Origin of the sequence: Dialister invisus DSM 15470 (assembly GCF_000160055.1) — a bacterium.
Taxonomy (GTDB): domain Bacteria; phylum Bacillota; class Negativicutes; order Veillonellales; family Dialisteraceae; genus Dialister; species Dialister invisus.
The window spans coordinates 1,640,697-1,659,568 of sequence record NZ_GG698602.1 but is presented as its reverse complement, the minus strand read 5'-3'; the positions used below and the strand labels follow the sequence as shown (position 1 = coordinate 1,659,568).

At 48.9% G+C, this 18,872-nt stretch carries 13 protein-coding genes, 1 riboswitch and 1 other annotated feature; all 13 genes read right to left on the bottom strand.

Annotation, left to right across the window (positions count from 1 at the left end; translation table 11 throughout):
* Positions 1-11: 11 nt before the first annotated feature.
* Positions 12-2,690, bottom strand: coding sequence for an autotransporter family protein (locus tag GCWU000321_RS08105; RefSeq protein ID WP_007070733.1), 2,679 nt, complete (start codon positions 2,688-2,690; stop codon positions 12-14).
* A 35-nt stretch (positions 2,691-2,725) separates the two neighbouring features.
* Positions 2,726-4,657 carry a TonB-dependent receptor plug domain-containing protein gene (locus GCWU000321_RS08100; RefSeq protein ID WP_007070732.1) on the bottom strand — a complete coding sequence of 644 codons (1,932 nt, stop codon included), beginning with the start codon at positions 4,655-4,657 and terminating at the stop codon, positions 2,726-2,728.
* A 217-nt stretch (positions 4,658-4,874) separates the two neighbouring features.
* A riboswitch (cobalamin riboswitch) is annotated at positions 4,875-5,026 on the bottom strand.
* A 461-nt stretch (positions 5,027-5,487) separates the two neighbouring features.
* Entirely contained in the window at positions 5,488-6,474 is a 987-nt protein-coding gene (locus GCWU000321_RS08095) for an ABC transporter substrate-binding protein (protein ID WP_007070729.1), read from the bottom strand.
* 125 nt (positions 6,475-6,599) lie between these two features.
* Positions 6,600-6,805 (bottom strand) — a binding site (T-box leader).
* Positions 6,806-6,887: 82 nt separating this feature from the next.
* Positions 6,888-7,019: a hypothetical protein gene (locus GCWU000321_RS09875; RefSeq protein WP_007070728.1), complete on the bottom strand. Its 132-nt coding sequence runs from the start codon at positions 7,017-7,019 to the stop codon at positions 6,888-6,890.
* A 655-nt stretch (positions 7,020-7,674) separates the two neighbouring features.
* Positions 7,675-8,685, bottom strand: a complete 1,011-nt coding sequence (locus tag GCWU000321_RS08090) for a TAXI family TRAP transporter solute-binding subunit (protein ID WP_007070727.1) — start codon at positions 8,683-8,685, stop codon at positions 7,675-7,677.
* 66 nt (positions 8,686-8,751) lie between these two features.
* Positions 8,752-10,731: a TRAP transporter permease gene (locus GCWU000321_RS08085; protein ID WP_007070726.1), complete on the bottom strand. Its 1,980-nt coding sequence runs from the start codon at positions 10,729-10,731 to the stop codon at positions 8,752-8,754.
* Between the two features lie 214 nt (positions 10,732-10,945).
* Complete coding sequence (locus GCWU000321_RS08080) at positions 10,946-12,319, bottom strand: aminopeptidase (protein ID WP_007070725.1); 1,374 nt, start codon at positions 12,317-12,319, stop codon at positions 10,946-10,948.
* Between the two features lie 225 nt (positions 12,320-12,544).
* Positions 12,545-13,696, bottom strand: coding sequence for a sodium ion-translocating decarboxylase subunit beta (locus GCWU000321_RS08075; protein ID WP_007070723.1), 1,152 nt, complete (start codon positions 13,694-13,696; stop codon positions 12,545-12,547).
* Between the two features lie 124 nt (positions 13,697-13,820).
* Positions 13,821-14,132 carry a hypothetical protein gene (locus tag GCWU000321_RS08070; protein WP_007070722.1) on the bottom strand — a complete coding sequence of 104 codons (312 nt, stop codon included), beginning with the start codon at positions 14,130-14,132 and terminating at the stop codon, positions 13,821-13,823.
* 88 nt (positions 14,133-14,220) lie between these two features.
* A complete protein-coding gene (gene msrB / locus GCWU000321_RS08065; RefSeq protein ID WP_007070721.1) occupies positions 14,221-15,330 on the bottom strand; it encodes a peptide-methionine (R)-S-oxide reductase MsrB in 1,110 nt (369 codons plus the stop codon).
* A gap of 9 nt (positions 15,331-15,339) precedes the next feature.
* Positions 15,340-15,927, bottom strand: coding sequence for a redoxin family protein (locus GCWU000321_RS08060; protein WP_007070720.1), 588 nt, complete (start codon positions 15,925-15,927; stop codon positions 15,340-15,342).
* A gap of 34 nt (positions 15,928-15,961) precedes the next feature.
* Complete coding sequence (gene ccdA2 / locus GCWU000321_RS08055) at positions 15,962-16,675, bottom strand: thiol-disulfide oxidoreductase-associated membrane protein CcdA2 (protein WP_007070719.1); 714 nt, start codon at positions 16,673-16,675, stop codon at positions 15,962-15,964.
* Between the two features lie 1,065 nt (positions 16,676-17,740).
* Entirely contained in the window at positions 17,741-18,865 is a 1,125-nt protein-coding gene (locus tag GCWU000321_RS08050) for a sodium ion-translocating decarboxylase subunit beta (protein ID WP_007070716.1), read from the bottom strand.
* Positions 18,866-18,872: the final 7 nt, after the last annotated feature.

The window sequence follows — 18,872 nt, the reverse complement described above, 5'->3', positions numbered from 1 at the left end:
CACCGCCTTTCTCAGAACTCGCACCGGAAACCGGCATTCAGCTGCCACTCCCGTTTCCAGTCCCCGCCAAATCCTCTTGTCACATCTATATAAATACGGCTTACAGGTGACAGATTATACGTGCCGCCTACCGTTAATTCCCCCCAGGTATCCTTTAAATCATAGCTGGTTTCCTTAGTACCGCCGTCAGCAGCGGAATAGGACGCTTTAATTCTGCCGCCGAATTCATGGGCAATGCCCGCTCTTACATACAGATCACCGAAAGAACCGATACGTCCTGCTTCAATACCTGCCCTCGCCACATAACTGTCAAAAGACTGCCCCTTCACAGTCATCACGGCGCTTTTATTGGAAACATCGTATTCATCAGGTTCCAAATGCGCCCAGGTGAACTGGATCTGCGGCTGCCAGTAGAAATCTCCCGTTCCGAAGCGCTTTCCGTATCTCCCTGCCACACTGTAACCTCTGGCGGTAGATGATCCCGTAAACTGATTTCTTCCTCTATCATACAGGGTAAACTTATTCTTTATATAACCCCCTTTGACGATCATATCCACAAAGGCGCCCCGGGCAAGATCTTTCGAGCCGTAGAGCGACAGGGCATACAGTTTGCTGTCGCCTCTTCCGCCAAAATCATACTTGCCCTTTCCATCTCTGTAATCCAGAGATATACCTGCACGCCAGTTATTGGGGTAACGGCGGTCGTACCCGGCTTCGCCTGCCCAATAGTTTTCTTTTATTCCGATACCGTTTCCGTCATATTTCCATCTGCCGCCATAAACTCTTCCCCATGCACCCTCCATGCCGCTTCGATAGCGGAGCATGTCCAAACGAAGCATCCCCTGCATGGCGTCATCTCTCCACTCCAAAGCGGAATCAGTCAGCACGCTGCGTCCACCTTTCATCAGCGCCGTCTCATTATCCCCATGGACAATCGGTGGAACCGGTGGTGTCGGTGGATTCGGGTTCGGATTCGGATTCGGATTCGGGTTCGGATTCGGGTTCGGATTCGGATTCGGATTCGGGTTCGGGTTCGGGTTCGGTGCTGATCCTTTTTCTACATATCCCTGCCCGTGGTTGTCTTTCTTATACTTCATATCCGCTAATTTGGCAGATGCTGATGACGCGGTCAGCCCTTCCGCGATTTCTGCCTTACCCGCCAGATTACTCTCGCCGTCCACGGATCCCTCATAATATATCTTCCCCGCCACCGCGTTCAATGCTTTCCATACAGCATCATCATTATTCATATCAATACCTGCGTTATTAGTGGATACAACAATTCCCGAACCGGCAGCTGCTTTCTTTATCCGGAAATCGCCTCCGCGGTAAGATGCGGTCGTACTGCCATCTCCCTCGTGAGTATAAATAACTTTGACATGTCCGCTATAGTTCATCACATGGATTTTCGATGCTTCCTCGGGATAAATGATGCCTGCCCTGTCGGCGGAGTTTCCGCCCACCAACTGGTTCACATGGGATACTCCGTCATATTTCCCATAGTGGAATACGCTCGGCTGGGGCATTTTTTCTACCTGAAGCCCATTGGTCCGCGATGGAGAGCTGTGTTTCCATACGGCACCGTTCTGCAGCCAGAGATTCACCTCTCCCGCCTGATCAGATCCGCTGTTGTCCACCACACCGGTCCATTGGGAATCACTGTTTGCCAAGGCCAGATTGATGCGGCCGTTCTGGAAAAAGTAAGGCTGTCCGTTGTGGCTTTTATCATCCCGCATGGCGATGATATTCCCCTTGATATTCACTTTATGGGAAGCCGCGTCCGCTCCTGCCATATTCACATTGACAGTGCCGCCGTAACTGGCAAGGGCATAAAAACTCTCTTTATCGCTTGTCGGCGTCACTATGGTCACATTCCCTTTATTGGCATTAATAACAGCGATATCATAGTCATCCATGCCGGCAGACTTGTAATAAGGATCCGTCTTCATTGCGGAGCCGCGGACAGCCAGGTACACATCGCCGTTGAGATCAATGGAGCTGCCGTCCGACATATCCACATCGACCCCGGTAGGCTGCCAGCGGGCGCCGGTATATTCATCCGCCCATCCCGGAACATGGCCGTCCGGCCCGTAACCGCCATGCATTTCCGCCGCATTGACTCCCCATTTCGCGTCCCGGGAAGAGGAATCCGGAGGTTCTCCAACAGCCGTCGGATCCCCTATATATACGTTGCCGTTGACAGTAATGTTCGCTTTGGCTCCCGTACCGGTGCCGGCGCGCATCATGTAAATACCGTCGGCAAAACAGCTGCCTCCGTAAGTCTTAATCTGCAGGTTCCCGTTTATGGTCAGCCGGCTCCCGTCAGATGCGAGAATCCCCGCCCCCTGCGAATTTCCCGCGTCACTGCTGGAAGTATCAATGGACAGCGTTCCTGTCCCATCGCCCACGGTGACAACGGATGTCGTTCCTTTCCCCGGCGTAATGCCTTCAGCGTAATAAGTGCCGTGGATACTGATTTTTGATCCGTCTTCCAGATTATATTTATTAACACCGTTTTCCACTTTATAGGCACTTCCGAAAGTCGCCTTATCTTTTTTTGCCTTGGTCGTAATACCGGAAGTATAAACCGGCGCCGCCAGCACATCCGGAACCACTCCGGCGCCGCTGATAAGCAATGCTGCTATACCGGCTGCCAGCCACTTTTTTCTGCCATACACATATTTCATCATTATCCCGCCTTTTCTCCACTACAACGATCTATGCCTTACACTTCCATCTTCACGCCGAACAGCCATGTACGCCCCGGCATGGAATACCATGTTCCCGGCGTATGGTCGCTCCATATGACATCTGTATGCTCCGCCCAAAGTTTATCGAAAATATTATTGATTTTCAGATAAAAATTAAAATCTTTTCTCGGTTCATAATTGAAACTCAGGTTATAAATTCCGTATTTATCGTCCGGCCACCCTTTCAAATCACCGTTTACCGGGTTCTTTCTCCGAATAAAATAGAATCCGTCCAGACCTCCGGTGAACTTCTTATTGTGATAGATCATGTCAAAAGTAAGTTTATCTTTCGGCGAATATCCGAGAGAAAAATTATCCCCAGGAACATTGGAGTACAAATGCGCCCATCCTACATTGGCGCTCCATTTGCTCCCGATCTGCGAAATCAGCTGGGCGTTCCATCCTCTTGAAACACCCTGATTAAAGTTTTTATATTTTTTTGATGAAGTATCATATCCGATAGATTGTTCATCTTTTGTTCTGAACCAGTTAAAGGTAAACATAGTCGTATCACTGAATACATGGCTGTATCCGACGGTATCCGTATGCCCGTAAGCAGGTCTGACTTTGGCATTTCCATACTGGGGAATATAAAGAACATCAAGCCCCGGCAGAATGTAGAAATCATTGCGTCCCGCATACACGGTATCCCTCGGTGTAACTTCATAGCTCAGGCGGTAGCTTTTGGATGTATGGCTGGAAAAATCGGCAGTATACTGATCAGTCTCAGGGCGGTCATGCCGCAGGCCTCCGGAAAGAGACCACCGTGGCAGGAAATTCCAATCTTCCTGTATATAAAAAGAATAATTTTCATACCAGTGGTTTGTTTTGACCGGATTCCCATTTACGTCAAATCCTGCCGCCCGAAGAACATTGTCCCTTCCCTTTGAATAATCCACACCAAAAGTCAGCCGGTTCCATTCATCATGGAAGCTCACCTGCTCGCCGATGATGTCATAAGTATAGTCGCTGCTTATCCCCCAATTGGACTGCGCATTCATGTCATAATCCTGAAAATAATTTGTCTTTACTTTATTCCGGCGGTAAGTAAACTGGTTATCCCAATGCTTCCCGATGGATATCTTATCCTGCAGAGTCAGCATATCGGACTTATAATCGCCATGATACCGGTTTGAATACACAAAATCATATCCTCTATATCTTGACTTCATTTTGTCATAACTTAAGGAAAGAGAATGTTTATCAGTAAAATCATAAGCAAATTTCACTCCGTCCGATAAGGTATGGGTGTGCCCGGGCCATAGCCTTCCGTCACCGGATTTGGTATCACCTATCAGCAATTTGTCATAATAGGCCATGTAGGAAAACTTCCCTACTCTTCCCATCGTAGTCAGCTTATACATTTCCCGTCCGCCGGTTCCTCTGGCTATATCCACGGTCGTTTTCTTTTCCCCGGGATTCTTGGTGATGATATTGATCACACCGCCTTTGGCGCCACTTCCATACAACGCGCCGGCACTGCCGCGTAGCACTTCGATACGTTCGACATTATCCATATTATTCAGCAGAGAAGAATACATATACCCTGAATTATTCGCGCCGTTGAAATCTGTTACACGTACACCGTCCACAAGCAGTATAATATCCTTACTCCCATTAATCCGGATCCCACTTAAATTGGCATTCAATCCATTTCCGCCATAATTCAGATACTGTGTCCCCGGCACTGTACGCAGCGCATCTTCCACGGTATTCAGATGGAGTTTCTCAATCTGCCGGCTCGTAACTACACTGATATCGGCTCTGGCATCCACCAAATTTTCATTCATGCGATTCGCTGTGACAACAACGGGCGCCATCTCAAAAACATACTCCTCTGCCAGCGAAGGGTATGCCATGCTTCCGGTTAAAACTGCTGCAGCCGCCATTACCAATGTCTTCTTCATCCTGATTCTCCTCATAACTAAAAAATATAAAAAAGATATGCACCGCTTCCGCGGCATTTCCCCGCACACAAAAAATTTATTTTTAATTTTTAACTTATGGTACGCTCATACCACAAATTTATAAAACGAGGCATAAGAAAGATACATAGAAGACTTCTGCCATATTAAAAATACAGCACCAGCTTCCTATGCATTAACTTATACCTCGCAAGTTACGCCAATCTCATAGAAAGCAGGTGGCACTCTGACTCAGTTCCTTATCCTGCGGCTCCTCTGTGAAAGGCTTGCAGCCGCAAAACTCCCTCTACAGTTGCGGGACAGTTCCGGATTCTAACCGGATTCCCCACGACTGCTTTCCTTATATAATTTTGTGTGATTCCTGCATGCAGGATATAAGGGTTAAATTCTTAATGCTTAAACCCATTTGCTTTAAGAATACCCACTTTTATGATATCACTATGCCATATTTTTTACAATATATGACTAATACTTCTATCTATCACTTGATCACAATAAATAATTTATTTATTCCTTAATAGTAAGGATCTGTAATCAAAATCAAGTTTTGTACAACACCGCCATTGTATTTGAATGTGCTGTTTATAACAGAACATAAAATTCCCGATTTTGAAAACCAAGCTGTATTCTTCGGTTTCAATTCCTTATTCCCACTGTCATACATTCATCAAAAAAGAGCTGTAGGAATGAGAAATCATTCACAACTCTCTTTTAATCACCGGTCTGTAAAATTTTTTGAAATACCAAATCTTTGTGACACGGGACAGAAAATGCTTTATGCCGGATTGATCATTCCGCATATCGTATCTGCTTTATCCCACCATTTTCGCGTTTTTATATTCGTCAGGGATCGTAAGCCCCAAAGTTTCGACCGATTTTTTATTAATGATAACTTCCAGAACTTCAGGATCCTCTACGGCGGTATCCTGTGTTTTGATTTTCCCGTCAAGCACATCCGCTGCCATATGTCCTGCCTGTATACCGGACTTGTAGAAATCCACGGAGAGCGAGCCGAGCGCGCCGTCTTTCGCCATGCTGTCCGCACCTACGAATACAGGAATCTTCGCGGGATCCGTCACCTTGACCAAAGTGGGAATGGAAGAAGCGATCACGTTATCCGTGGGAACATAGATGAAATCTACCTGTCCCACCATGGATTCCGCTGCCTGCTGGATATCATTGACGGAGGAAACGGTCCGTTCCACCACAGTAAGGCCGAGGGACGCCGCATGGGCTTTCGCCTGGTCTGCCTGGATCTGGCTGTTCACTTCGCTGGAGGAATAAATCAGTCCAAGACGTTTAGCCGCGGGAAGGAACTTAAGTCCCATATCTACCTGCTTCTCCACAGGGCCGCGGTCATTAACGCCGGTCACGTTCGTTTCCGGCCGGCTGTTCGATTTTACCAGTTTCGCCGTTTCAAAATCAGTAATGGCGCACCCGATAATGGGCAGGTCATGAATTTCATTGGCTACCGCCTGTGCGGCAGGTGTGGAAATCGCGCAGATAAGATCAGGACGATTGGCCTTGAAACGGGACGCAATGGTCTTTAAATTTGACTGGTCTCCCTGGGCATTCTGCTGGTCTACTGAAATTTTGTCCGCGCCGTAGCCCCTTTCTTTCAAGCCGTCAAGAAATCCTTGATTGGCCGCATCAAGAGAACCATGCTGCATCACCTGCACCACAGCAATCTGTTTTTCCCCGTCATCTGCCTTCTTCTCTCCGCCACTGTTTCCTCCGCATCCATAGATCAAAGCTGTTGCCGCCACTGCCGCTGCCGTAAGTTTCATCCATTTTTTCATTTGAGAGCCCTCTCTTTCTACTGCACTTCTATCCTATAAAAAATGTCCCCTGCCAATTGCAAGGGACGACGGGACTCATCGCGGTACCACCCTGTTTATCTGATGAAAAATAAAAAAGGCGGCACCCAAGGGACGGATATTCCGTGGTACCACCCTACTTCATCAGATCAACTCTCAGCTGCTTAACGTGAGCCACTCCGGCAATGCCTACTGTTATTTCAGCAAAGCAGTTCAGGAAAGAACTTCGACTTCCTGCCCGCACCGATTTTCACCATCCATCGGTTCTCTGCGCCGGGAAAGGAAATTTACTTTTTTCCGTCAGCACTTTTAAATATTGTGATTATTTTAGCGAATGAGGATTTCCTTGTCAATAGTTTTAAAAAAATATTTTAAATTTGAGCGACCCTCTTTCTTTAGCAAAGGGCAGCAGTCACAGAACTGACGGGACAGAAGGCGTCATTATGCATATTAGCGAAGAATCGGCTGCCGCGGTGAGGAAAACGGTAAAACGTCATCAAGGTAACAGATTCTTCGCTTTGTGTCATATTGCTGCCTCCCTGCTTTCTCATACGGTATTTTTGCCAAAGCTCTGAATGACGGGGTACGGAAGTCGTCATAATGGCGGTAAACATTAAGCATCACTATGATGGAAAACGTTAAGCGTCATAATGATAGGAAACGCTAATCGTCATCCTGAGCACGAGCGAAGGATCTATTACCGTGGTGGGGAAAGCGGGAAGATGTCACCAGCGTAATAGATTCATCGCTCCTCGTCACATAACTCTTTTCCCTTATTCCCATAAAGCATTCTTGCCTCCGCTCTGAATGACGGGATACGGAAGTCGTCATAATGACGGTAAACATTAAGCATCACTATGATGAAAAACGTTAAGCGTCATAATGACAGGAAACGCTAATCGTCATCCTGAGCACGAGCGAAGGATCTATTACCGTGGTGGGGAAAGCGGGAAGATGCCATCCGGGTAATAGATTCTTCACTCTGTGTCGCTGTTCTATTTCCCCATCTTTCTCACAAAGAATTCTTACTTCCGTTCAGAATGACGATTAGAGAAAAGAGTGTCACCAACAATGGGGAACGGAAAGTGTCATAATGAGAATGTTCGCTGCCGGTACATGCTCACCGGGCAGTTTCAAAAGAAAAACACCGCCCCTGTAAAGACGATGTTTTCTTTCTATTCCTTATTTCAATACACCGATTTCCCTATAGTATCTTTCAGCGCCGGGATGGAGCGGCACACCTGCGATATCTTTCACCGCGTCTTCCGGCTTGAGGCCTTTCAGGTTCTTCTGTGCCTGCCCCAGTTCGTCGATATGTTCCCAGAAAGCTTTCGTCAGATTATACACCACATCTTCCGGCATATCCCCGCGGGTGAACATAACCATTTTAACCGCCGTGGTATGGACGTCTCTGTCCTGGTTCGGATAGGTCCCCGCCTTGATAGTATAACTTGCATACCAGGGATACTTCGCTTTCAGTTCTTTCACGAGCTGATCATCGATATCTACCAGGTGTGCGCCGCCGGTCAAAGCCTGGGTGACGGCGGAAGCGGGAACGCCGCTCATGATCCACGCGCCGTCAATAGAGCCGTTTTGAAGCATATCGGCAGCATCGGTAAAGGTAATGTACTCCGCCTGGATGTCATCAGGAAATTTCAGTCCCGCCGCGGTGAAGTGGGCATTGCTTTCGTTATATACAGAAGATCCTGCCGACGCTACGGCAAAACGCTTTCCTTTTACATCAGCCAAAGTCTGAATGCCCGACTTGGCAGTGACCACCACCTGGTTCGGATTCATGTAAAGACCGGCAATCACTTTCAAATCTTTATAAGGATGATCTTTGAAACTGTCCGTCCCGTTGAGACATTGGTACACATTGCTGGAAATAGCGATGGACACCTGCGCTTCGCCGTCGGAAACCATATTCAGGTTGGCAATTCCGCCTGCGGAAGCCTGGCTCGCTGCCTGCACACCGGGAACGTTATTGTTCCACATATTGGTGATTGCCGCCCCCACCGCATACAGGGCGCCTGACGCGCCAGCCGTCGGAAAATTAATTTTCACCGTCTGCGCTGCCGGCTGTGATGACGGCGCCGATGCTTTCTTTTCTCCGCCACAGCCTGCTATCATCCCTGCTGCGGCTAAAGCCGCCAGTGAAACCGCCGCCGCTTTTTTCAAATGCTTCATGTTCATTTTTCCATCCTCCCATGCTGCAGAAAATAAATGATTATCATAAGTATACCCCTGTGTCAGGGGAAATCAAGTTTCTTTTCTCCGCTGCAGGAACTGGAATCCTATAACCGCGGCAATCCCTGCAAATCCGACAAAGTCTGTCATCGTTCCGGGAAAAAGGAGAAGCGGCGAAGCAATGAAAAGTACAATCCGTTCCGCCCATCCGCACTTGCATAGAATCCAGCCTTCCAATGCGCCGACGAGGGCAAACGTCCCCACCGCCGCGCTGAAAACAGCCCAAAGGGTTTCCACGGCGGTCGCCGCCGGATCGACACCGATGAGAAGAACGGGATTATCCAGAAAAAAGAAAGGAATAATAAAACCGATAAGCCCGAGACGCACCGCCATAAGTCCCGTCTTCGTCTGATCAGAACCGGCAATCCCAGACGCCACATAGGCTGACATGGCTACAGGCGGCGTGATATTGGAAAGGCAGGCATAAATCAGGCAGAACATGTGGGCAATAAGAGGCAGCACCCCCGCCTTGATAAGGACAGGAACAGCAACCGCCTGGACAATGACATACGCCGCGACGCCGGGAACGCCCATCCCCAAAATAGCGGACATGATCATGACAAGGAAACCGGCAAGGTACACATGATTATCCTGCAGAAGAGACAGAATGAGATAGCCCATGTTCAGTCCCATGGATGTCAGTGTGACCGTACCGATAATGACGCCGATGATGACGCAGCATACCCCTACGGAAACGGCGCTCCGCGCGCCCTCAATAACAGCGGCAATAATCTTATCTCCTGTCATTCTTGTTTCTTTGCGGAGCCAGCTTGCCGCCACAGTGATGAAAATGGAAATAACCGCCGCATAAAGCGGGGTGAATCCTGTAAACATCAGCCCGATAAGGCTCACCAGGGGAAGGACAAGATGTCCCTGTTCTTTTATCACCGACAATGCATCGGGAATATTTTCCCTGGCGATCCCCGAAAGCCCGAGCCGCTTCGCTTCAAAATGAACCGCCAGAAGCAGGCCGATATAGTAGAGCAGCGCCGGTGTGACAGCTGCCAGTGCCACATAGGTATAGGACAGGTTTAAAAACTCCGCCATGACAAAACCGACCGCCCCCATAATCGGCGGCGTAAACTGTCCGCCGGTAGAGGCCACCGCTTCTACGGCGCCTGCAAATTCGCTTTTATACCCTGTCCGTTTCATGAGCGGAATCGTAATCGTTCCTGTCGTCGCCACATTGGCAATGGCGGAACCGTTAATCATCCCCATAAGGCCCGACGCGATGACCGCCACCTTCGCGGGGCCGCCGGAAGTCGTTCCTACAAGGGTAAGCGAAAAATCATTAATGAATTTGGAAAAGCCCGAATATTTCAGAAACGCGCCAAAAACAACAAAAAGAAATATATAAGTCGCCGAAACGCCGATGCCCGTGCCGAGAATGCCCTGCGTTCCCCAGAATTGGGTAATCAGCACGCGCTTCAAAGTGAAACCGTTATGACCGAGATAGCCGGGCAGGTACGCGCCGAACCAATTATACGCAAGAAAAATTCCCGCAAGTACCGCCAGATTTCCCGATGCCCGCCGGGCCGCTTCAAAAACACAAACCACCGCGACTAAGGCAATGGCTGCCTCCATATCGGAAATACGTCCTCCCGTCCGGGCGATACGGGTATAATTCAAAATGAGATAAAGGAGACTGCCTGCGGAACAAAGGATAAATGCCACGTCCCAAAGGGGCGGAAGCTTTCTTTTCCGCGTTTCTTTTTTAAACGTCGGAAATAATAAAAATGTAAAAACAAGAAGAAAGATACAGTGGATCGCCCGCAGATTGACGGCACTGATTGCTCCGATGGTCGTGAAATACAGCTGGAATGCCGTCCACACGCACAGCAGTACGGCTACCGCCCTGCCTAACGGTCCCGTATATGTCCTCATACGGGAGTCCGCTTCCTTCTCCTCAAGTATTTTCTGCGCTTTTGCATCAAGTTCTTTTTTTGCTTCCAACGCTTCTTCCAGCTTTACGCCGGACTGATGTTCATCCATTCTGATTCCTCCTGCACTGCTATCCTTCCTGTTCCTGCAACATCCTGCCATGATTGTCTTGTCAGATATCTTAACGCAGCGCAGGACGGTAGTCAACAACGGAAATACTCTTCTTCCATGTGAGGGATACATGCGGCTCTTATGAAACAGATAAGCGGGATTTTCCCACGAAAAAAATCACCGCCCCTTCCGAGACGATGATTTCCTCTTTTCCTTACCTGCTTTCAAAGAATGCCTTGTACGCCAGGTACGTTTCGTAAGCGTCCGCCTTGGACAGCAGGTCGCAGGGAGCGTGCATGGACAGCATGGACGTGCCGCAGTCTACCACTTCCGCGCCCCAGTTCGCCATCATGAAAGCAATTGTTCCGCCGCCGCCCTGGTCGACTTTTCCCAGTTCGCCGATTTGCCAGCATACACCGGCATCATTAAAGATTTTTCTGACCTTCTGCAAAAATTCCGCATTGGCATCATTGCTGCCCGCCTTGCCGCGGGAACCGCCGTACTTGGTCAGGTTAACCCCGTATCCCAGGAAAGAAGCGTTGTCTTTTTCAGAAACTTCCGGGAACATGGGATCAAGACAGGAATTGACATCGGCAGAAAGCATCTCGCTGTTTTCCATGGTTTCATAGAAATCAAGAAGACTTCCCTGTCCCTGCAGCGCAAGGAGTTTCATCACAAATTTCACAAAATAGGAAGACTCCATTCCCGTATTTCCATAAGATCCAATTTCTTCCTTATCCGTAAGAAGAGCGGCCTGGGTCTTCACACCGGGTTTCGCGTCCAGGATGGCTTCCAGATTCGCGTAGGAACATACGCGGTCATCCTGTCCGTAAGAAGCAATGAGGGAACGGTCGAATCCGACGTCGCGGCTCTTTGTGGCGGGAACAAGTTCCAATTCGGCGGCGGCGAAGTCTTCCTCTTCAATCCCGTATTCCTTTTTCAAAAGCGCCATGATGGCATCTTTCGGCGTCTGCCCTTCTTCAGAATGGGTGCCCGCGACAGCCTGGAGCTGTTCTCCCGTAATCCCTTCTGCCAGAGTCTTCTTCATCTGGTCCTGCGCCATGTGGATAAGCAGGTCGGATACATAGAAAACGGGATCGCTGTCTTTCAGTCCGATATTGATATCCACTTTTTTACCGTCTTTTGTGAATACCACTCCGATGAGCGCCAGCGGAATGCAGGTCCACTGGTATTTCTTAATCCCGCCGTAGTAGTGGGTACGGAAGTACACAATGCCGTCCTGTTCATGAACCGGATTGGCTTTCAGATCCAGACGGGGCGAATCAATATGGGATCCCACGATTTTGATGCCTTCATGGACAGGTTCTTTCCCAATCACCGCCAAAATAACGGATTTATCTTTCTGGTTCCAATATACCTTGTCTCCCGCTTTGATCGACTTCATGGTATAGACAGGTTTAAATCCCTTTTCTTCCGCACGGCGGATAATTTCCGCTGCCGCCAGTCTTTCCGTGCGTGCCGTATCAAGGAACGCCTTGTATTTTTCACCGTATGCCATGGCGGCCTTGCGCTCACGGGCATTCATCCGCTGCCAGACGGATTTGCTTCTGCTGTATGTTTCTTTCATTTCTGCCTCCTAAAAGAGAATTATTTTCACATAGGTACAGTATAAAACTTTTTCTCCCTCCCCGCAAACCGCGGCCGGAAGGAAATCCCGCTTCTTCAGTCTCCAGGAAATACTCTTCGCAAAAGATAGGTCAGCCCCATAAAAACAGCCATCACCACGAAAAGCAGGGGATATGCGATAACCAGAAGATAAACGGAAGCGTCCAAACTTGACATAGTTCCTCCTTTATGACAAAACGGGAATAAGAGCAAGCACAAGGCCGCCGGCGACGACGGAAGCGACCTGTCCCGCCACATTGACGCCCATGGCGTGCTGGATAATGAAATTGGAAGGATCTTCTTTCAAAGCCATCTTGGCAACAATGCGCCCCGACATGGGGAACGCGGAAATACCACAGGCGCCGATCATAGGATTCAGTTTTTGCTTGAGGAAGAGATTTGCCAGCTTTGCAAAAAGCACGCCGCCCACCGTATCGAAAATAAACGCCGCCGCACCGAGGATAAGGATCTTCAGGACATCAAGGGTAAGGATATTTTCCGCCGTCATCGTAGCGCCTACCGTAATGCCGAGAAAGAGCGTCACCAGATTGGCGACTTCATTCTGTGCCGTACTTGCCAGAGAATCCACAACGCCCGATACTTTCAGCATATTGCCGAACATGAGCGCGCCAATGAGCGGTACGGAAATAGGAGCCAGAATACCTGCAAAAAGCACCACCATGAAAGGGAAAAGGAAACGTGCTGTCCAGGACACGGGCTTTTCTTCTTTATATGCCATACGGATACGTCTTTCACGCTTTGTCGTCAGCAGTCTGATAATAGGCGGCTGGATAATCGGGACAAGGGACATATAGCAGAATGCCGTCACCGTGAGGGGCGCCAGAAGTTCTGTAGCAAATTTCTGCGCCACAAAAATCGTCGTCGGACCGTCCGCCGCGCCGATGATGCCAATCGCCGCCGCCTGGTTGAAAGGAAATCCAAAAGCTGATGCCAGAAGCGCCGCTGCAAAAATACCTAAATGGGCCGCTGCCGCAAAAAGCATGACATAAGGCTGTCGGATAAGCGGCGTAAAATCACACATCGCGCCTACCGCCACAAAAATCAGGACAGGAAACAGCTCATTGGCAATTCCCGCTTCATAAAGAACCTGCAAAAAGCCCGGCTCCCCGCCTCCCACCGGGATAACGGCAAAATGCCCCGGTATATTTGCCAATATACAGCCCACTCCCATAGGAAAGAGAAGCACCGGCTCATAATCCTTTTTCACTCCGAGCCAGATCAGAATCCCGCCGATGGCGAACATAGTCCAGACAGCGGGATCCGACATCTCCATAACCCCTGCAAAAAGTTCCTTAAAAATTGTTTCCGTGCTTGTCATAAATCTCTCCCCGCAAATAAACAGCCTTACAAAAAACGGACCCGGAAAATACCAGGTCCGATACTATTTCCTGCCCCTGTGCCATACGCAGAAAACATATTTACTTAATAAGGAAAAACAAGGCTTACACATGATAGCCGAGTACCGGAAGAATCATAAAGATAAGCAGCGCCCACACAATACCCGCCCCGATGAAAATACCTGCCGTAATGGCAAAGCCCATCTTGGAACGGGGGACGCCGAGCAGGCTGAAATTCCCAAACCAGCCGCGGCGGACCATGAACCCGTTGTCACTGCGCTGTCTGAACCAGACCAGCTTTTTCTGAGGGTCGATATTGTATGCCACGAGAATGGCAATGACTGTTGCTACCAGCCAATAAATGAGGAAACGAGCGGCATTGAAGTCCTTGACGCCGGACAAATCAATCATCTGCATATTTTTACCCTGCCTTTTAAGTATAACTGCTTTACCAATTTATATATTATACCGCAAGGCACGGTTTAGTCAAAAATATTTCTTAAAATTATAAAACGCCGGACAAATAACCGTAGCCTTCTTTTTCCATATCCGCTTCGGGAATGAACCGGATCGCCAAGCTGTTGATGCAGTACCGGAGACCGCCTCTGTCCCGGGGACCGTCATCAAACACATGCCCCAAATGGGATTCTCCCATACGGCTCCGCACTTCTGTACGCCGCATATTATAGCTCAGGTCTTCTTTGTAATTCACCACATCGGCAGAAATCGGTTTCGTGAAACTCGGCCAGCCGCAGCCCGACTCGAACTTGTCACGGGAGGAAAAGAGCGGCTCTCCCGTCGCCACATCTACATAAATGCCGCGGTCAAATTTATCGAAATATTCATTGGAAAAAGCTCTTTCCGTCATGCCTTCCTGCGTGACAGCATATTGATCTGCCGTTAAAAGGCTGCGGAGGGTTTCCTCGTCAGGCTTCGGATACAGGGAGCCGTCAATCACGGGATCCGCCGCCCTGCTTACATCGATATGGCAGTAACCGCCGGGGTTCTTCTTTAAATAATCCTGATGGTACTCTTCCGCCGGCACAAAATGACGGAGCGGTTCCACCTCGATAGCGATTTTACCGGAAAGGGATTTCTGCTTTTCATCAAGTACTTCCCGAGCCACCGCCCCTTCTTCATCAGTGGTGTAATAAATGCCCGTCCGATACTGGCGCCCGCGGTCATTTCCCTGACGGTTCACACTTGTAGGATCCACCACCCGGAGGTAGTAAAGCAGCAGATCCCTGTAGGAAACTTTGGAAGCATCATAAGAAATATGAACCGTTTCCGCGTGATCTGTCTGCCCTATATGTTCGTAATCCGTCTTGTCCGTTTTCCCGTTGGCATAACCGGAAACCACGTCCACTACGCCGTCCACACGGGAAAAATATTCCTCCAGTCCCCAGAAACAGCCTCCCGCCAGGTACATATCCCGTAAATTTTCCTTATTCACTGTTTTCACCGCCATTTCTTTCTTCATACTTTCTTCAAGGCTTACCCCCACAGGCGCTTTTTCCCCGCTGCCTGAAGATGGAGTCATTGCCATCGAATACCAGCCGAAACCGGCTGCCGCAATGATCGCAAGACTTCCTAAAATTCCTGCCGTTCTCATCATAATCCTCCTTTACGAAATCCCCTTCATCTCCATAGCAAGCGATTCTTTGCTCATATGCCCCGGACGGAGCATCTTCACATTTCCTTCTGTATCAATCAGAACCGCCGACGGATAGAAACGAATACCGTATTTCTTCGTCACCGCGCCGCCTTCGTCAAGAAGCACGGGGAGATTATTATAGCCGAGACCTTTATACCATTTTACGAAATCCTCTTTTTTCATTTCACCGCCAAATCCGGGCGCCACAACGGAAAGAACGACAAAATCCTTATCGTCACTTCCCGCCAGCATATCCGTATCAGCCAGCGTAGCCATACATACAGAACACCAGGAAGCCCAGAACTTGATATACACCTTTTTCCCCCTGTAATCGGAAAGTCTGTGTTCCTTTCCATTTACATCGGTCAGCATGAAATCCGCATCCTTTGCATCCATAAAATTCTGTGTGCGGCCGGCTGCCTTTTCCTGCTGCATCGCCGCGGGGCGGGCCATGTCATTTGCATCCGCATTCATACCGGATCCGCATCCCGCCAGAATCCCTGCCAAAACGGCTGTTGCCGCAAACGCTCCAAACTTTTTATAAGAAATTTTCATCATGATAAACCTCCTGTTTACAAATCTGTGAAATATTTCAAGAAATAACTGCCGCCAGCATATCCAGCTTGCCAAGCATAAGCAGGATCCCCATAAGAATGATCAACACGCCGCCAATCTTTTTCAGCAAGACCATATGGCGCTTCACGTGACTGCTGTACTTCAAAAGCCAGGAAGATGCCACTGCCAGAATCAGGAAAGGGACCGCCATCCCCGCAGCGTACACCGCCATCAAAAGACCGCCATACAGAGCGCTTCCATTTTCAGAAGCCACCACAGCAAGCACCGCCCCCAGCACAGGTCCCACACAGGGCGTCCAGCCGAAGCTGAAAGTCAGCCCCAGAAGAAACGCGCCGAGAATACCGCCTTGACGCTTCCCGTCCAGCTCGATCTTCTTCTGCCGCTGGAGAAAATTAATATTAATCAGCTCCATCTGATGCAGCCCGAGAAGTATGACAATACCACCCATGACATACGGCGTATAGGGATAATAAAAAATGTGGCTGAAAAAACCGGTCCCAAACCCGAGACTGAAAAATACCGTCGACAGTCCCGTGATAAAGAAAACAGTTTTTACCAGCGGAGATACATATACCTTCAGTCCGAAAAAAGAAAACGACCTCGTCCCGGGATCCTCCGCCAGCTTTCCCAAGTAAACCGGCAGAAGGGGAAATACACAGGGCGAAAAGAAGGACAGCACACCGGCCAGAAAAACAGCCCCTGCAAATAAATTATTGATTCCTTCCTGCATAAAGCACATCCTTTCATTAATAGATAAAAGTAAATATGAGAATCTATATCATATTTACTTTTATCTATATGATATTTTATCTTTCTTCAAATTGCAATATTTTATCTATACGCCTTCATGACACTTATATGATATTTTTATATGAATAAAAATCGATTTAATAATCAAAAACGGAATCCCCGGCAAAATATCGGTTAATCACCGACCGCCTTGAATATCGTTCCCGACGGGTATACCGCTTAGTGTCATCAGGGCTATGCAGAAGACAGATCTGTATTTATGACCCTCGCCTTGCCTGTCATCCTTGCAAAAGCAAAGCAGGAATAACTGTTCCGTATAGGCAGTCGATTTATCGAATTCAGATAGTCAATCGCTATTAGCAGCTAGCAATTAGCAGCTAGCAGCTAGAAGCTAAGAGTGGCAGCGAAGGATCTGTTACCGTGGTGAGGGAAGCCGTAAGCTTGTCACCAGAGGCATAGATTCTTCACTTCGTGCCACTGTCCCGTTTCCCATCTTTCCCACACAGCATTCTTACCTCCGTTCTGAATGACGATTTTGGGAAAGCACGTCACTAACGATGGGGAACGGAAAACGTCATGATGACGGAGAACGAAAGGCGTCATCCAAAGCGAATGCTAAGGATCTATACCTGTGGTGAGGAAAATTGGTAAGGCGTCATCCTGAACGAATGTGAAGGATCTGTTACCGTGGTGAGGAAAGCCAGTAAAATATCATCAGAGGCATAGATTCTTCGCTTCGTGCCACTGTCCCGTTTCCCGTCTTTCCCACACAGCATTCTTACCTCCACCCTAAATGACATTTTACGGAAAAGTGAATCTTTTCTGTTTTTTTATTAGCTGATTTCCGGCTTCCGCCAATCATCCAAAGCGTCAGCAAAGGAGCTATCACGCTAAAGCTTTGAGGACGAAAGGATCGGCGCCCCGTCACTCCAACCGTCCCATTCCCCCAATTCCTTTTCAAAATTTACACAATTTACACAGCAAAAAACGCCCCCGTAAAGGAGCGTTTTCGTTTTAATTCAATCAGACTCATCAGCTATACTAATCAGCCTCCGAACTGTGCCAGCATGGTGCCTGCTGCTACGGCAGTGCCGATAACCCCTGCTACGTTCGGCCCCATGGCCTGCATCAGCAGGTAGTTGGACGGGTTGTCTTTCAGACCGACTATCTGGGATACACGCGCTGCCATCGGTACAGCCGATACGCCTGCCGATCCGATGAGCGGGTTGATCTTGTTGCCCGATGCAATTCTCATGATCTGGCCAAAAAGTACGCCGCCTGCCGTGCCTGCCGCAAAGGCAATCAGACCGAGCACGATGATTTCAATCGTTTCCAGACGGAGGAATTTGTCGCCGGACATTGTCAAGCCTGTGCCTGTCGCCAGGAAGATGGTGACGATATTGATCAGCGCATTCTGCGCGGTATCGGACAATCTTGCCGTTACACCGGACACTTCGAAAAGATTACCGAGACACAGACATCCCATCAGCGCCGCTACCGGAGGCAGAAGCAGGGATACGACGATGGCTACGACAATCGGGAATACCACCTTTTCAAAGTGGCTTACCGGACGAAGGTTGACCATCTTGATCTTTCTCTGTTCCTTGGTCGTGCACATTTTCATGATTGGCGGCTGGATGAGCGGAACCAGGGACATGTAGCTGTATGCCGCCACGGCAATAGCGCCTAAAAGATGCGGTGCCAGTTTGGATGTCAGATAAATCGCGGTCGGGCCGTCAGCACCGCCGATGATGCCGATGGATGCTGCTTCCTGCACATTGAAGCCGAGGAGCATAGCGCCTGCCAGTGCAACGAATACGCCGATCTGGGCAGCTGCGCCGAGAAGCATGGTCTTTGGGTTTGCGATAAGGGGACCAAAGTCGGTCATCGCACCTACCCCCATGAAAATAAGGGGCGGGAAAATTTCATACTTGATCCCAAATCCAATGGCCATCATGACGCCCATTTCATCATTGAACCCGGTATTCGGGAAGTTGGCCATGATGCAGCCGAACGCGATTGGAAGCAGCAGCAAAGGTTCATATTCCTTCGCAATTGATAAATAAAGTAAAACAAGTCCTACTAAAATCATGACACAGTTTTCCCAGGTCAGCGCGGCAAAGCCGGAATCTGTCCATACGGAAACAAGTGCTCTCATAAAACCATCCATTTTATAC

Bases quoted from the DNA above. Each gene is read 5' to 3' on its own strand.
- GCWU000321_RS08090 (WP_007070727.1), bottom strand. From the start codon at position 8,685: ATGAACATGAAGCATTTGAAAAAAGCGGCGGCGGTTTCACTGGCGGCT.
- GCWU000321_RS08080 (WP_007070725.1), bottom strand. From the start codon at position 12,319: ATGAAAGAAACATACAGCAGAAGCAAATCCGTCTGGCAGCGGATGAAT.
- GCWU000321_RS08095 (WP_007070729.1), bottom strand. From the start codon at position 6,474: ATGAAAAAATGGATGAAACTTACGGCAGCGGCAGTGGCGGCAACAGCT.
- GCWU000321_RS08070 (WP_007070722.1), bottom strand. From the start codon at position 14,132: ATGCAGATGATTGATTTGTCCGGCGTCAAGGACTTCAATGCCGCTCGT.
- GCWU000321_RS08050 (WP_007070716.1), bottom strand. From the start codon at position 18,865: ATGGATGGTTTTATGAGAGCACTTGTTTCCGTATGGACAGATTCCGGC.
- GCWU000321_RS08105 (WP_007070733.1), bottom strand. From the start codon at position 2,690: ATGATGAAATATGTGTATGGCAGAAAAAAGTGGCTGGCAGCCGGTATA.
- GCWU000321_RS08060 (WP_007070720.1), bottom strand. From the start codon at position 15,927: ATGATGAAAATTTCTTATAAAAAGTTTGGAGCGTTTGCGGCAACAGCC.
- GCWU000321_RS08085 (WP_007070726.1), bottom strand. From the start codon at position 10,731: ATGGATGAACATCAGTCCGGCGTAAAGCTGGAAGAAGCGTTGGAAGCA.
- GCWU000321_RS08075 (WP_007070723.1), bottom strand. From the start codon at position 13,696: ATGACAAGCACGGAAACAATTTTTAAGGAACTTTTTGCAGGGGTTATG.
- ccdA2 (WP_007070719.1), bottom strand. From the start codon at position 16,675: ATGCAGGAAGGAATCAATAATTTATTTGCAGGGGCTGTTTTTCTGGCC.
- msrB (WP_007070721.1), bottom strand. From the start codon at position 15,330: ATGATGAGAACGGCAGGAATTTTAGGAAGTCTTGCGATCATTGCGGCA.
- GCWU000321_RS08100 (WP_007070732.1), bottom strand. From the start codon at position 4,657: ATGAAGAAGACATTGGTAATGGCGGCTGCAGCAGTTTTAACCGGAAGC.
- GCWU000321_RS09875 (WP_007070728.1), bottom strand. From the start codon at position 7,019: ATGACACAAAGCGAAGAATCTGTTACCTTGATGACGTTTTACCGTTTT.